Annotated in this window: 15 protein-coding genes and 3 tRNA genes; 14 read left to right on the top strand and 4 right to left on the bottom strand. The window is 50.5% G+C overall.

Going from position 1 to position 14,009, the window contains the following annotated elements:
• Window positions 1-7: 7 nt before the first annotated feature.
• Window positions 8-448: a SixA phosphatase family protein gene (locus GBK04_RS24235; RefSeq protein ID WP_373331303.1), complete on the bottom strand. Its 441-nt coding sequence runs from the start codon at window positions 446-448 to the stop codon at window positions 8-10.
• Window positions 449-635: 187 nt separating this feature from the next.
• Here GBK04_RS24235 and mnmE point away from each other — a divergent pair, with 187 nt between their 5' ends.
• The 9 genes from mnmE to GBK04_RS24190 all read left to right on the top strand — a co-directional run bounded on the left by mnmE (window position 636) and on the right by GBK04_RS24190 (window position 9,008).
• Window positions 636-1,991 (top strand): tRNA uridine-5-carboxymethylaminomethyl(34) synthesis GTPase MnmE, encoded by a 1,356-nt coding sequence (gene mnmE / locus GBK04_RS24230; protein ID WP_152764194.1) that lies wholly within the window; start codon window positions 636-638, stop codon window positions 1,989-1,991.
• A gap of 22 nt (window positions 1,992-2,013) precedes the next feature.
• Window positions 2,014-2,844, top strand: coding sequence for an SGNH/GDSL hydrolase family protein (locus tag GBK04_RS24225; RefSeq protein WP_152764192.1), 831 nt, complete (start codon window positions 2,014-2,016; stop codon window positions 2,842-2,844).
• A 23-nt stretch (window positions 2,845-2,867) separates the two neighbouring features.
• Window positions 2,868-3,743, top strand: coding sequence for a hypothetical protein (locus tag GBK04_RS24220; RefSeq protein WP_152764190.1), 876 nt, complete (start codon window positions 2,868-2,870; stop codon window positions 3,741-3,743).
• Window positions 3,744-3,785: 42 nt separating this feature from the next.
• The gene (miaA, locus tag GBK04_RS24215) at window positions 3,786-4,688 is read left to right on the top strand and encodes a tRNA (adenosine(37)-N6)-dimethylallyltransferase MiaA (RefSeq protein WP_152764188.1); all 903 of its coding nucleotides are present in this window, start codon (window positions 3,786-3,788) and stop codon (window positions 4,686-4,688) included.
• Window positions 4,689-4,703: 15 nt separating this feature from the next.
• The gene (locus GBK04_RS24210; RefSeq protein ID WP_152764186.1) at window positions 4,704-5,126 is read left to right on the top strand and encodes a hypothetical protein; all 423 of its coding nucleotides are present in this window, start codon (window positions 4,704-4,706) and stop codon (window positions 5,124-5,126) included.
• Window positions 5,123-6,394 carry a metal-dependent hydrolase family protein gene (locus GBK04_RS24205; RefSeq protein WP_152764184.1) on the top strand — a complete coding sequence of 424 codons (1,272 nt, stop codon included), beginning with the start codon at window positions 5,123-5,125 and terminating at the stop codon, window positions 6,392-6,394. The genes GBK04_RS24210 and GBK04_RS24205 overlap by 4 nt, the downstream gene beginning before the upstream one ends.
• Window positions 6,395-6,651: 257 nt before the next feature.
• Window positions 6,652-7,935: a citrate synthase gene (locus tag GBK04_RS24200; protein ID WP_152764182.1), complete on the top strand. Its 1,284-nt coding sequence runs from the start codon at window positions 6,652-6,654 to the stop codon at window positions 7,933-7,935.
• 80 nt (window positions 7,936-8,015) lie between these two features.
• On the top strand, window positions 8,016-8,288 hold the full coding sequence (locus tag GBK04_RS24195) for a YidH family protein (protein ID WP_152764180.1): 273 nt from the start codon (window positions 8,016-8,018) through the stop codon (window positions 8,286-8,288).
• Window positions 8,289-8,462: 174 nt separating this feature from the next.
• Window positions 8,463-9,008, top strand: coding sequence for a hypothetical protein (locus GBK04_RS24190; RefSeq protein ID WP_152764178.1), 546 nt, complete (start codon window positions 8,463-8,465; stop codon window positions 9,006-9,008).
• 28 nt (window positions 9,009-9,036) lie between these two features.
• Here GBK04_RS24190 and GBK04_RS24185 read toward each other — a convergent pair.
• From GBK04_RS24185 to GBK04_RS24175, 3 genes are all read right to left on the bottom strand, one after another.
• A tRNA-Arg gene (locus GBK04_RS24185) sits at window positions 9,037-9,110 on the bottom strand.
• Between the two features lie 134 nt (window positions 9,111-9,244).
• Window positions 9,245-9,318 (bottom strand) — tRNA-Pro (locus GBK04_RS24180).
• A 24-nt stretch (window positions 9,319-9,342) separates the two neighbouring features.
• Window positions 9,343-9,429 (bottom strand) — tRNA-Ser (locus GBK04_RS24175).
• 123 nt (window positions 9,430-9,552) lie between these two features.
• On the opposite strand from GBK04_RS24175, the gene GBK04_RS24170 reads away from it, so the two are divergent.
• The 5 genes from GBK04_RS24170 to GBK04_RS24150 all read left to right on the top strand — a co-directional run bounded on the left by GBK04_RS24170 (window position 9,553) and on the right by GBK04_RS24150 (window position 13,748).
• Window positions 9,553-10,515, top strand: a complete 963-nt coding sequence (locus GBK04_RS24170) for a VWA domain-containing protein (RefSeq protein ID WP_152764176.1) — start codon at window positions 9,553-9,555, stop codon at window positions 10,513-10,515.
• A 40-nt stretch (window positions 10,516-10,555) separates the two neighbouring features.
• On the top strand, window positions 10,556-11,254 hold the full coding sequence (locus GBK04_RS24165; protein ID WP_152764174.1) for a hypothetical protein: 699 nt from the start codon (window positions 10,556-10,558) through the stop codon (window positions 11,252-11,254).
• A 43-nt stretch (window positions 11,255-11,297) separates the two neighbouring features.
• Window positions 11,298-12,236 (top strand): phosphoribosylaminoimidazolesuccinocarboxamide synthase, encoded by a 939-nt coding sequence (locus tag GBK04_RS24160; RefSeq protein ID WP_152764172.1) that lies wholly within the window; start codon window positions 11,298-11,300, stop codon window positions 12,234-12,236.
• Window positions 12,237-12,312: 76 nt separating this feature from the next.
• The gene (locus GBK04_RS24155; protein WP_152764170.1) at window positions 12,313-12,735 is read left to right on the top strand and encodes an STAS domain-containing protein; all 423 of its coding nucleotides are present in this window, start codon (window positions 12,313-12,315) and stop codon (window positions 12,733-12,735) included.
• 92 nt (window positions 12,736-12,827) lie between these two features.
• Entirely contained in the window at window positions 12,828-13,748 is a 921-nt protein-coding gene (locus GBK04_RS24150; protein WP_152764167.1) for a ribonuclease Z, read from the top strand.
• The last annotated feature ends 261 nt before the right edge of the window (window positions 13,749-14,009 follow it).

Raw genomic sequence — 14,009 nt, 5'->3', positions numbered from 1 at the left:
CCCTACCTCACTCAGCCAACGCTCCAAAGGTACCCTCCTCCAAACGAATCAGCGGAGGACGCAGAAAACGTCGCTTCACCGTAACGATGAACAGATTGTCGTAATCGCTGTCGGGAATCGTTTTCTTCTGATGGGTGACCGGCAGTTGATCCAGGAGGGGCAGAAGCGTATTACTGTGTCCCACGACCAGAACATTGCCACCGCGAAGTTTGGTCAGCCGACGGGCTACCTCCCATAGGGTATCGGTGGCGTAGGGCTCTATAGGTACCCCGATCGCTTGGGACAGCGGTTCGGCCGTGGAGCGCGTACGCAGCGTGTTCGTTGAAAAAATATATTCGATATTTTTATTTCGCAGGGTATCCAGCAACGCCTGCGCTCGTTGCTGGCCGACGGCGGTGAGGGGCGGGTCATTGGCCGGAGTAGCAGCTTTTTCAGCATGACGAACCAAATACAGGGTGTGACTCGAGCATCCAGCCAAAAACCCAAGTGCAATTCCCAGCACCCAAATACAACGGATCTTTTTTCTCATTACCGTACCTTTGTAAAAATCAACAGCCTCGTCAGATTAGACAGACCTGATACTTCGGGCTTCAAATATAGACAAATATGGAACGCAAGTCCGGTCCATTCATCCGATGAACGCTATTTCAATCAACCAGCAGGAACCCATCTGTGCCCTGGCTACCGCTTCGGGTGTGGGGGCTATCGCCGTCGTCCGGATTTCCGGAGAAGGGGCCATTGACCTCACAAACCGCTATTTCCGGGGAAAGGATTTGACTACAGTGGAAAGTCACACGGTGCATTTCGGCACGATTCGCCAGGAAGGTACCCTCATTGACGAAGTGCTGGTTACGGTCTTCCGTGCGCCACGATCTTTTACCCGGGAAGATGCCGTAGAAATCGCCTGCCATGGCTCCGACTACATTGTCCGGCAGATTCTGAAGGTACTTGTCAAAGGAGGAGCGCGCATTGCCCGACCGGGCGAATTTACCCAACGGGCTTTTCTGAACGGCCAGTTCGATCTGGTGCAGGCCGAAGCCGTGGCCGACCTCATCGCGGCCGACTCGGAAGTAAGCCACCGGACGGCCTTGACGCAACTGCGGGGCGGTTTCTCGAAAAAATTACAGGCGTTACGGGAAGAGCTGATTCATTTTGCCTCACTGGTGGAGCTGGAATTGGATTTCGGCGAAGAAGACGTAGAGTTTGCCCAGCGGGATGATCTGCGTACGCTTATCCAAAATTTGCAAGGTACCATTCACCCACTCATCGAGTCGTTCGACTACGGCAATGCCCTCAAAGATGGGGTACCTGTAGCGATCATTGGTTCCCCCAACGTGGGCAAATCCACCTTACTCAACGCCCTGCTCAACGAAGAAAAAGCCATCGTGACGGCAATCGCCGGGACTACCCGCGATGTGATCGAAGACACATTGGTATTGGAAGGCCTGAAATTCCGCTTTATCGACACTGCCGGAATCCGCGAAACCCAGGATGTAGTCGAATCGCTGGGCATCGAACGCTCGCGCCGGGCGATGGAAAAGGCCGACGTGGTATTGATGCTGTACGATAGCGAAGAAACCCTGCGGGAGGTAGAAGTACTGGCACAGGGACTGCCGGCCGATAAGAAGGTTATTTGGGTGAGGAATAAAGTGGATCTTTTGGAAAACCAGATTCCTTCCCCTCCCCATGCCGTGCCTATCTCCGCCCACACCCACCTGCACCTTGACACTCTTAAAGCCGCCATCGTCAGCCAGGTTCAGAGCCAGGCCGGCACGGATACCGTCGTGACCAATCTCCGCCATTATGAACATCTGGTCAAAACTTCGGCGGCCCTGGACGAGGTGCTGCAAGGCCTCGATGCGGGCATCACGGGTGATTTCCTGGCGCAGGACATCCGACTGGCCCTCTACCATTTGGGCGAAATCACAGGCACCATCGTCTCGGATGACCTTTTGGCTAATATTTTCAGTAAATTCTGTATCGGGAAGTAATAATCCTTAACCCTTTCTACTCATGAAAAAACACCTTCTTTTCGCATTGCTCATGCTGGTTTTCGTGGGCGCAGCTCCAAAGAAAATCAGCTGGGTAGCCATCGGCGACTCCATTACCTACCTCAACGACCACCCCGACGAAACAGGCAACCGCCTGACCAAGGGGTACCTTACCCAGATTTCTGAACATTTCCCCCGCGTGGAATACATCAATCAAGGACATAATGGCTGGACCGCCATTAAGATTGCCGAAAGTCTGGATAAGCTCGGGTTGGTAAAAGCCGATGTGTATACTGTTTTTCTGGGTACCAACGACTGGTGGCAGGGACGGCCATTGGGTACCTTGGCCGATTATGAGCAAAACACAGGCCCTTCCACCGTACATGGTGCCTTTCGACTGATTACGGATAAACTGAAACAGCTTAATCGAAAAGCCCGAATTATTCTCATTACGCCCATGCAGCGAGGTGATTTTGTGTATATCAACAACCCAAAAAACAACGCATACGGCTCCTACAAATCCAAAAAAGACCAAACCCTGGAGCAGTTTGCCAAGGCAGTGGTGGACATAGGCCGTTACGAAAAAATTCCGGTTGTAGACCTCTACCACGCCAGTGGCATGACGGTGGAAAATATGGTGAATTTCAAAAGATTAAAAGATCCCGCCACCGGCGAGTACCGGAATTACACCTACCCCGAATACACCACAATCCCGTTCGATCCCGAAAAGGACGAGTACCCCTATCCCGAAGCCGCCATCAATATGACCTACGACGGGCTTCATCCATCCAACAAGGGCAATGAAATCATCGCCCACCTGCTGGCCGACCAGTGGAAAGGACTCCGTTGGTAGTGGCGCAACCCGCCCTTCGCACTATGAACGAAAAACCATCCTTCGTATCCGAGGTTATGGAATGGGCCCAAACACTGCCCGTGGAGGAAATAAGTCTTTCGGAGTCATTTTCCAATCAGTGGGCTTTGCATATCCTGTCAAAAAACGAAACTGACTTAAGAGTAAATCTGCTGCCGCTCGTCGAAGAAAAAAAAACCTTGTCAAGTTCAGCGGAAACGGAAGGCAAACCGACGCTTCAGGTGACACTCTGGGAGGATATTTGGCATACCAAACGTTCCATCGTTCAGTCACGGATAAAGGCTCAATTGGGAATATCCGAGCGCATTCCCGCCCGCCTGACGCAGGCACGTCGCCTCGACCGACCCACGACGCTGGATTTCTTACAGGAAAATCATTTGCAGGATGCCGTTCTTTCTAAATTCAAATACGGGCTCTTTTTACCTAGCAAACACTTTCGGGTACTTCAAAACCCACCCGAAGCCGATGCGTTGCTGGTAGCAGTGGGTACCTTTGCCCGTCCGCGCCAGTTCGTGCGCGCAGGGCACCCTCATTATTCCTTTGAGCTGGTTCGGTATGCTAATCTGCTCAACACAACCGTCGTTGGAGGCCTCGACAAACTGCTGAGTCATTTTACCAAAGCGCACCAACCCGATGATGTGATGACCTACGCCGACCTGGAATGGTCGACCGGGCGTAGCTACCTTAAGCTGGGCTTTGTGCCGACGGGCGATACGCCCCCCCAGAGGTTCTGGATTAATCCACAGACGATGGAGCGATATTACCCGCATCGCCTGCCCGATGGTTTAAGTGAACAAACGGCCTCAGAACGGGGCTATATCCCTCTTTTTAATGCCGGAAGCCGTAAGTTTGTTAAAGTGATGAAGGTACCGCATCTGTAATCAGTGACTGCTTTCCATTAAAGTACCCTAACCCGACCTACCTTGATCATAATCCTCGGTCCCACCGCTTCCGGCAAAACCCGGCTGGCCGCCCAACTGGCTCATCGCGTTGATGGTGAAATCATCAGTGCCGACTCGCGGCAGGTGTACCGCGGCATGACAATCGGTACGGGAAAAGACTTGCAGGAATACGTGGTGAACGGGACAACAATCCCCTACCATCTGATTGATATTCAGGATGCCGGTGAAAAATATCATGTACACCAGTTTCGGCAGGATGTTTTTCAATTATTGCCCGAAATACGAAAACGGGGCAAGGTACCCCTCCTGTGCGGCGGCACGGGGCTGTACATTCAAGCACTCTTGCAGGGACATCAGTTTACCGAAATCCCGATCAACGAGCCGCTGAGGGAAGAATTGGAGGCTCTTTCCCACGATGAGCTTTTAGTTATATTCCACGAAGTACCTTCCGCGTATTCAGGATTGGCCGATACCTCCACGCGCAAGCGTACGATAAGGGCCATCGAAATCGCTACCTACCTGTGCGCTAATCCTGACTATGCCTTTCCAGAAATCGCCGTACCCGATTTCCAGGTCTTTGGGTTGAATCCGCCCGTAGAAATCAGGCGACAACGCATCAGTCGGCGATTACACGAGCGCTTGCAAAACGGACTAGTGGACGAAGTCCAGGGACTATTGAATCGGGGAATTTTGCCCGAAATCCTGATTTATTACGGATTGGAGTATAAATTTGTTACCCAATACCTCTTTGGCGAACTCCCGTACGATACCATGGTACAACGGCTCGAAACCGAAATTCACCGCTTTGCCAAGCGGCAGATGACCTACTTTCGTAAAATGGAGCGGGATGGCATCGTAATTCACTGGCTCGATAGCCACGCCACTACTGAACAGTGGGTTGAAGCCATCGTTTCCCACATATAAAAACGCATTACCTGAATGTCTAGAAACCTTACAACCACCTCACTTTTAGTAATACTGGGGATCACCGATGCCTTCCTCCTCTCCCACCCCAATCTCATCGGCCGCATCGGAATTTTTATTTTCAAACACGACTATATCAAAACTTTCCCCCGGGCGCTGGCTACGGTATTTCTGGTGCTGGGCATTTCCTTATTCCTGTGTGAAGTCATCCGCCGGGGTACTTCGCCCCGCGCGGCGTTGGGTTGGTACCTGATGCTGCTCGTGTTGGGCATGGCATTGTTTGCCCATGTGTACGTGACATTTTCTTCGTTTTCCTACGGGCTTACCGGTAAGGCTTTCATCTACGGAGCCCATCTGTTGCCCGTTCTGATGACCGGCCTTTTCGGTCGGTACCTTATCACTGCCCTTTTTCAGGCAAAAAAACAAACCGAATTATGATTGCCCGGTTCTGTTTTTGGCTCGCTGCTGGTCTTCTGACTTTCACGTCCCTCCATGCGCAAAGTTCCTATCTCCTGCGCCCCGACCGGGTGTTCGACGGTGAAAGCATGCATGAGAATTGGTCGGTTTGGGTAAAAGGCGAACGGATTGTGGCTGTAGGCAATGCGACTGATTTTCCGGCTGAAGTCAGCCAGGCAGAAGTGGTAGTCCTAGCGGGAATGACGCTCCTGCCGGGACTCATCGAAGGACACTCGCACCTTTTTCTCCATCCTTACAATGAAACGCCCTGGGACGATCAGGTACTCAAGGAATCCCGCGCTTACCGCACCGCCCGAGCTGTAAAACACGCCGAACTAACGCTGTTAGCTGGTTTTACAACGGTCAGGGACCTGGGCACAGAAGGCGCTGAATACGACGACGTAGGCTTAAAAAAAGCTATTAATGAGGGGATTATTCCCGGCCCACGCATGATCGTGGCTACGCGTGCCCTGGTCGCTACAGGTAGCTATGGTCCCACAGGGTTTGGTGCTGATGTGGCCGTTCCACAGGGCGCCGAAGAAGCCGATGGCCACGATGGCCTCATTCGGGCGGTACGTACGCAGATTGGAAAAGGGGCTGATCTGATTAAAATTTATGCTGATTACCGATGGGGGCCTTCGGGAGAAACTCGTCCTACTTACAGTGAAGACGAAATCCGGCTGATCGTAGAGACGGCCCGGAGCAGCGGCCGCCCCGTGGTGGCCCACGCTTCCACCGCTGAAGGAATGCGCCGGGCCATCCAGGCGGGCGTCGAAACTATTGAGCACGGCAATGGGGGTACCCTTGAGATTTGGAAGTTGATGAAGGACAAAAACGTAGCCCTGTGTCCTACCCTGGCGGCGGGTGATGCAATCAGCCAGTATCGGGGCTGGAAAAAAGGTCAGGATCCCGAACCGGAGCGGATCACGCAGAAAAAAAATAATTTCAAACAGGCACTGTCTGCTGGTGTAACGATGGTGATGGGAGGCGATGTGGGTGTGTATGCACATGGGACCAACGCCCGCGAGATGGAACTCATGGTGGAGTATGGCATGAAACCCCTGGACGTGCTCAAAGCTGCCACATCGGGCAATGCCCGTATCTTCCACCAGGAGCAGCAGATTGGCTCGGTGAAGAGCGGGCTGCTGGCCGACCTAGTTGCGGTACGGGGGAATCCTGCTGCGGTAATACAGGATCTACAGAAGGTCGCCTGGGTAATGAAGGGGGGTAAAATATATAAAACCCCCTGATGAAACCGCCTACGCCCGGGATAAAAGCCCTGGAACAGGCAACAAAGTACATGTGGGCATAGATAGTCCAAATATTTTTTTGGATATTGCGAACTAGACTAAATTCTGATTTGACGGTCAAATACGCGCCCGAAGAAGCGATAAACTGATTCGTTGGAAAATAAGTTATTATCATAAAACCCGGGAATATCTCACTAAATCCCTCTTTACTCTACCCTAATATTTTTTAAGTACCCCTAATTTATCTGATGAAACCTATGTCACAATCCGCCGAATTGACCATTGAGGGTCAACAGTATCAATTTCCGGTCATTGAAGGAAGCGAACACGAAAAGGCCATAGACATTGGCAAGTTACGCGACAAAACGGGCTACATCACCATTGACAACGGTTTCAAAAACACGGGTTCGACCACCAGCGCCATCACATTTCTCGATGGTGAAGAAGGCATTTTGCGATACAGGGGCTATTCTATTGAAGATCTGGCCGAAAAAGCATCTTTCCTGGAAGTATCGTACCTGTTGATCTACGGTGATTTACCGACGAAGGAGCAATACGAAGTATTCGAACACGAAGTACGCACGCATACTCTGGTGAACGAGGACATGCGGAAGATCTTCGAGGGTTTTCCTGTCAATGCCCACCCTATGGGGGTACTTTCGTCGCTTGTAAGCGCCATGAGTGCTTTTTACCCCGATTCCTACGACTCCAACGCCCCGGCCGACACGGAACTGCACATCATCCGGCTAATGGCCAAAATGCCAACCATTGTTACCTGGTCGTACAAAAAATCCCAAGGGCATCCGGTTAACTATCCCAATAACGAGCTCGATTACTGTTCCAATTTCCTGAACATGATGTTTTCGCTGCCCGTGGAGAAATATGAGGTCGATCCCGTTGTCGCCCGGGCTTTGAACAAGCTTCTGATTCTCCATGCTGACCATGAGCAGAATTGCTCTACCTCTACAGTTAGGCTTGTAGGTTCTTCGCATGCCAATATTTACTCGTCCATTTCCGCAGGAATCGGCGCCTTGTGGGGGCCTCTGCACGGTGGTGCCAACCAGGAGGTGATTGAAATGCTGGAAGCCATTAAAGCCGATGGTGGCGATACCCAGAAGTACATCGATATGGCGAAGGACAAGTCGAGTGGATTCCGTCTGTTTGGTTTCGGGCACCGCGTGTACAAGAATTTTGACCCCCGGGCCCGGATCATCAAGAAAGCTGCCGACGACGTCCTCAGCAAACTGGGCGTGAATGATCCCGTACTGGAAATAGCCAAAACTCTGGAGAAGGCAGCTCTGGAAGATGAATATTTCGTCTCGCGCAAGCTCTATCCGAACGTAGATTTCTATTCCGGCATAATTTACCGGGCTCTGGGTATACCTACCAATATGTTCACGGTCATGTTTGCCATTGGCCGCTTGCCAGGCTGGATTGCCCAATGGAAAGAAATGCGGGAAAACAAAGAACCGATCGGCCGACCCCGGCAAATTTATACTGGTCCTACCCACCGCGAATTTGTGGCTCTGGATCAGCGGTAGTAGTTATTTTATATTTACCTATATAGTATTGTCACAAGGCACCGCCCGACCTTTCGGCGCGGTGCTTTTTTATAAAGCTCATGGAAGAAAAAGAACTCAAATTATCCCTGTCCGACTGGCTGGCTATCGAACGTACCCGTTTAGCCAACGAACGTACTTTCCTGGCGTATTTCCGCACGGCTTTGGCAATGCTAGCCGGAGGCGTTACTCTGGTCCGGCTCGATGCCTTTCGGGATATTCGCTGGTTGGGGTATATTTTACTGGTGCTGGCCCCGCTGGTTTTTATTACCGGACTTTGGCGGATGGTTTCGGTCAGGCGTAAAATTGAAAAACGATACTACAAGAGCGAATGAAGTCAAATAACTTTTCGATTCAACTGTGTGGCAGGATTACTGGGTACCTTAACGAAGTGAGATCGCGACAGAATGATCGCACGAGCTTGCTCGCATCATCGCTTGTATTGAATCTTTAAGACTTGTGTTATTTGAGTAATATAGCCACTTTGTACCTCACATTTTTCACTAGCTTTGAAGGAACTGATGAAACGGACGATTCTCTTGCTGCTGACCTGTATGGCATGCTCTAAGCGTCACACAATAAAGGCTTCTATGAATGATGCTCGTTGGTATGGCACTGGTGAAGCCATTGAAATTCATACGAAAGAGAACATGACATGCTCGACTGATCGGTTCAGCCTCATAGCCCGGACCGATGGGCCATTCAGTAAACAGGATTCGAGTGTAACACAAATTCTAAGCTTTTATCACATACCTTTAGAAAAAGGTACCTATGACCTGGCCTTACCCGATACCTGCCTGCCCGTCAAAATAGCCAGGTCGACAACCACTTTTACGGTCAGCAGAGCTTCCTTCCATGTACTGGACACGCAAACTAGGAAACTTCAAAGGTATTACGAGTTCACTGACGGCGATCAGGGTTGGGTGAAGGTAATGAAACTGAACCGTACGGCGGGGAAAATAAAGGGTCGGTTCGAAGTATCTTTGACAGGAATAAAAGGACAGAAGATTCGCTTTAAAAGAGGGAAATTTAACAGCCTTTTGAGAACTCAATAAGGTAAATCGCGCGTAAGAAATAAAACTGTGATCGCGACAGGATTCGAACCTGTGACCGTCTGCTTAGAAGGCAGATGCTCTATCCAGCTGAGCTACGCGACCAATGAAAACAAAAAGACAGCCATTGAGTAGCTGTCTGATTCTTATTGTCAGGGAGACAGGATTCGAACGGCAGCGGCCGACCGTCTGCGGCCCTCTGGTCCCAAACCAGATACCCTAATTACTTGTCTTTGTTGTCGGGGAGACAGGATTCGAACCTGCGACCCTCTGGTCCCAAACCAGATGCGCTACCGGGCTGCGCCACTCCCCGAGACCAATGTTATTCAATAGTATGCGGAGAGAGCGGGATTCGAACCCGCGGTACCCTTACGAGTACGGCAGTTTAGCAAACTACTGGTTTCAGCCACTCACCCATCTCTCCGGCTATTGGGTCACAAATATAGAGGGTTGGAAACGATTAATACAAACAATCCTGCAAAAAACTTTGTCTGTAGAACGGATTGCCTATTTTTGAGGCACTTTCTCGTTTCGTAACCCTCTTGCAATGAATTGGAATTATCCGTTCGGGACCACTGAATTTGTCTTCTCTCTCCTCTTTGTCGGGGCTTACGCGGCCTTCTTTGTACGTACTATCCGGGTGGCCAGGCGGCTGAAGACCACCACCCGCTCGCTCATCATCAAGCTTTTCATCCGTACTATTGCCTTCGTACTTCTCTTGATTTCGCTATTAGGGCCCTCCTTTGGCGAAGCCGAGCGGGATCTGCAATCCCAAGGCAAAGACATTTACCTGCTGGTTGATCTTTCCAAATCCATGGATGCCAATGATGTATCACCTACCCGGCTGGAAAAAGTCAAATTCGAGATCAACCATTTTCTGGACGCAATGGCCAACAATCGTATTGGGTTGATCGTATTTTCCAATGAGGCCTATACCCAATCGCCTCTGACCTACGACCGGGCTGCCATGAATCTCTATGTGCAATCGTTGCAAACCGACCTGTTACCCGGCAGCGGCACCAACTTGTGCAGCTCACTCGAACTGGCCTATCTGAAAGTAAGCCAGGACGAGGCGGCGGCTGACAAGTCGAAAATCATGGTTCTTTTTACGGATGCCGAAAAGAAAGCCGACTGCAGTGCATCACTTTTCAACAACTTCCGTCGCTTCGGCATCCGGTTGTTCGTCATTGGGGTAGGTACCCCGGAAGGAAGTTTTATCCGTACCCAGAATTCGGTTCTGAAGGATGAGGACGGAGAATCGGTGATCAGTAAATTGCAGGAAGATGTGATCAAGAATCTGGTTCAGCAAACTCAGGGACAAGGCTACAGGATCGACAACAAACAGAATGAATTGAGCAGTGTCATCCATGACATCAATTCGATCGAGGGGCAGGTGATCGATCGCCGCCGGGTCACCGTAGCCAGCAACAAGTATTACTATTTTTTGATCATTGCCCTGGGATTATTGGTTCTGGATTTATTAATCACGGTCAGAACGTTCCGACTCTGACCCGTGATTCGTACTTTTGGGAGCTTCAAGGTGGCGCACTATGACCTATTTCTTGCTTAATCTTTTGTTGTGGATTTGGGACAACCGCTCTTTCGATGCGATTAGCCAGGCTAACCGCCATAAGACGGAGGCTGAAACTGCTTTTCTGAATAAAGACTTTCGACAGGCCGCTCACCTCTACGAACAGATAACGAACGGATCGCTTTTCGCCGAACCCGCCAGCCGGTTGTATCTTGCCCACTCTTACTTCTATCTGGATAGTCTTGATAAAGCTCGCTCCCAGTATAAACTTCTGGTGAATGTGCAGGATGATGAGGTTGCCTCGAAAGCCAATACCCAACTGGCTGTTTTGTCTACGATGCGCGATCGGGACACACTCGAAGCCTTAAACTACCTCAAGGTAGCCCTCCGCCAGTCCCCGGATAACAGAAAGGCACGCTATAATTATGAACTCCTGAAAAAAACATTTTCTGGCCGAGCCTCTTCCCCTGACACGCCCCCCGTGGAACAACCGGCTCCTACCCCGGCCCCGCCGGTGGCTCCCTCAGCCCAACGGGAACTCGAATTGGCCCAGGAGCGCGAAGAAATGCTACAGAATCTGCGGAGGCTTCACATGTCGGAAGATCAGGCCCGCTCGATCCTGGATGCTATGAAAACCAACGAAGCCCAGTACATTTACCAGTTGAGGCGGCGACAGTACTATGATCAGTCGGAGCGCAGCAAGATTATCGAATGGTAACCTCAACCACCTACCCCTTTTGTTTCTTATTCTATCGTAATTTATGAACGTTATTCAGCAGACCAACTACAATTTCCCCAATCAGCTGGGATTTTACCGGGGTAAAGTCCGTGATGTATATTCCTTTAAAGACCGGCTCGTCATGGTAGCAACCGACCGTATTTCAGCGTTCGACGTGATCCTGCCACGAGCCATCCCGTATAAGGGACAGGTGCTGAACCAAATCGCCGCGTACTTTTTGAAAGCCACTGCCGATGTGGTACCCAACTGGCTGCTGGATGTACCCGACCCCAATGTGGGGGTGGGTGTGCGCTGCGTACCTTACGCCGTAGAGATGGTAGTGAGGGGGTACCTGGCCGGACACGCCTGGCGTGAGTACCGTGCCGGTGAGCGAGTGGTGTGCGGTGTGGCCCTGCCCGAAGGGCTGAAAGAAAACGACCGGCTGCCCCAACCCATCATTACGCCCACTACCAAGGCCCATGAAGGCCACGATGAAGATATTTCGCGAGAGGCTATTCTGGAAAGGGGCATCGTACCCTCCGACGAATACGCCCAACTCGAAGCTTATTCCCTGGCGTTGTTTCAGCGGGGTACCGATATGGCTGCCGACCAAGGTTTGATTCTGGTAGACACCAAGTACGAATTTGGGAAACGGGATGAGACTATTTACCTGATCGATGAAATCCATACGCCCGACTCATCGCGCTATTTCTATGCGGACACCTACCCGGCCAATCAGGCGGCGGGCTTGCCCCAAAAGCAGTTATCCAAGGAATTTGTGCGGGAGTGGTTGATCGAAAACGGTTTCCAGGGTAAGGAAGGGCAACAGATTCCTCACATGGATGATCCTTGGGTCAATCAGATCAGCGAACGGTATATTGAGTTGTATGAAAAAGTGACCGGAATGCTTTTTGACAAAGGAAACACATTGGATATTTTGAACAGAATTGAGAAAAATATTCTGCGTTCGTTATCTTCGTAGTTAGGGGAAGTAAAACTTTTTGCGTTCCCCGGCTTGACTTATTGCCTGAATTGTCACCCATACATCTACTTAAACGATGGATTACAAAATAGATCGAAGCGAGAAATACGCTGTCATTACCCTGGAGGAAACCCATTTTACCGACGAGCTGCCTGCCTTGTTCGAAGCCAAGGCCCGGGAACTTCTCCGGGAAGATTACCATAATCTGATTGTAGTCATGAATAAGGCCACCGATATTGACTCGGCGGGTATCATGACCCTGCGAAAACTCGTAAGACTGTGCACCACAGGCCTGGGAACGCTGGTGGTAGCTACCCAAAACGATGACTTCACCGATCTTCTGGAAGATTCCAACATCGCTGACCTGTTGGTATTACCTACCCTGGAAGAGGCTATCGATGCAGTGTTCATGCACGATTTGGAAAATGAATTCGGGATGGGCGATGATGACTATGACGATGATGACTACGAGGGAATCAGTGAAATGAAGGAACCCTGACGGACCGGGTTTTGATATACTCTACCTAACCATCAGAGACACATATTCATTTTATTGTTCTTAGAATCAACCTATAACCAACTACTTACCCTTTGCGAATTACCATTCTTGGTTCCGGTTCGGCCACTCCTACGCTGCATTCCCATCCTTCGGCTCAGGTCATCCAGCTCGGAAGTGAGTATTACCTGATCGATTGTGGTGAGGGTACCCAGTATCGACTCCTGGAAATGCGCATTCGCCCCGGTCGCTTAAAGGGCATTTTCATTACCCACCTACATGGCGACCACTACTTTGGGCTGTTTGGCCTTCTGACCAGTTTGAGCCTTAGCCAGCGGTCCGAAGCGTTGTATCTGTTTGGCCCCCGGGGGCTCAACGACGTACTGACCGAGGTATTCCGGCAGTCGGATACCCGACTCTCCTACCCCCTGCATTTTCACGAAATTGATGCTCAACATCCCGGGCTAATTTACGAGACAGACGCTTTTAGCGTGAGTACCGTTCCCCTGCGTCACCGTATCCCCTGCACAGGTTTTGTGTTCCGGGAAAAGCCCGGCTTAAGAAACCTCTTAAAAGATAAAATTTCTCCGGATATGACCTATGACCAGTTGCGCGCTTTAAAGGAAGGAAAAGATGTACTCGGTGAACAGGGAAAAGTATTGTACAAACATCAGGATTATACCCTTTCTCCGCGAGCGGCCAGCTCGTACGCCTACTGCTCCGATACCGTTTTTCGGCCCGAGCTTGTCTCCTACCTGCGCAACGTCACCTGCCTGTATCACGAAGCGACGTTTCTGGATGAGCAGGCCGAGCGAGCCAAAAAAACTTTCCATTCTACCGCAAGTCAGGCAGCCCTACTAGCTCGGGAAGCCCAGGTTGGTCACCTACTCATAGGACACTTATCTTCCCGCTACCCCGATGCCTGTGCCTCACTCGAAGAGGCCCGGGCTGTCTTTCCTCCAACTACCGTGGCCGTTGAAGGCCAGACTTACGAAATACCCTTCACCCGGGGTTGAATCCATCCAATCTTTCCCGAAAATTCATTTTCATTTTACTGATTTTGCAAAAATTAGTAGGAATCCTTAAGGCTTTATCAATATTTAAGGATATAGTAGGAATTAATTAGCAACTTTCTACTACACCTATATTATTTTGCTTTTAGGGCCTTTAACCAAATATTTTTTATTATTATCTTGCATCAATTTGCTTCATCACCGCTCTGGAATTCTTATTCACCCTACATTCAATTGGCTCCTCAAGCCATCCTTTTTTTTCAA

The sequence above is a fragment of the Salmonirosea aquatica genome (assembly GCF_009296315.1).
Lineage (GTDB): Bacteria > Bacteroidota > Bacteroidia > Cytophagales > Spirosomataceae > Salmonirosea > Salmonirosea aquatica.
The sequence above is the reverse complement of the archived record's forward strand: the minus strand, read 5'-3'. Positions and strand labels throughout refer to the sequence as shown.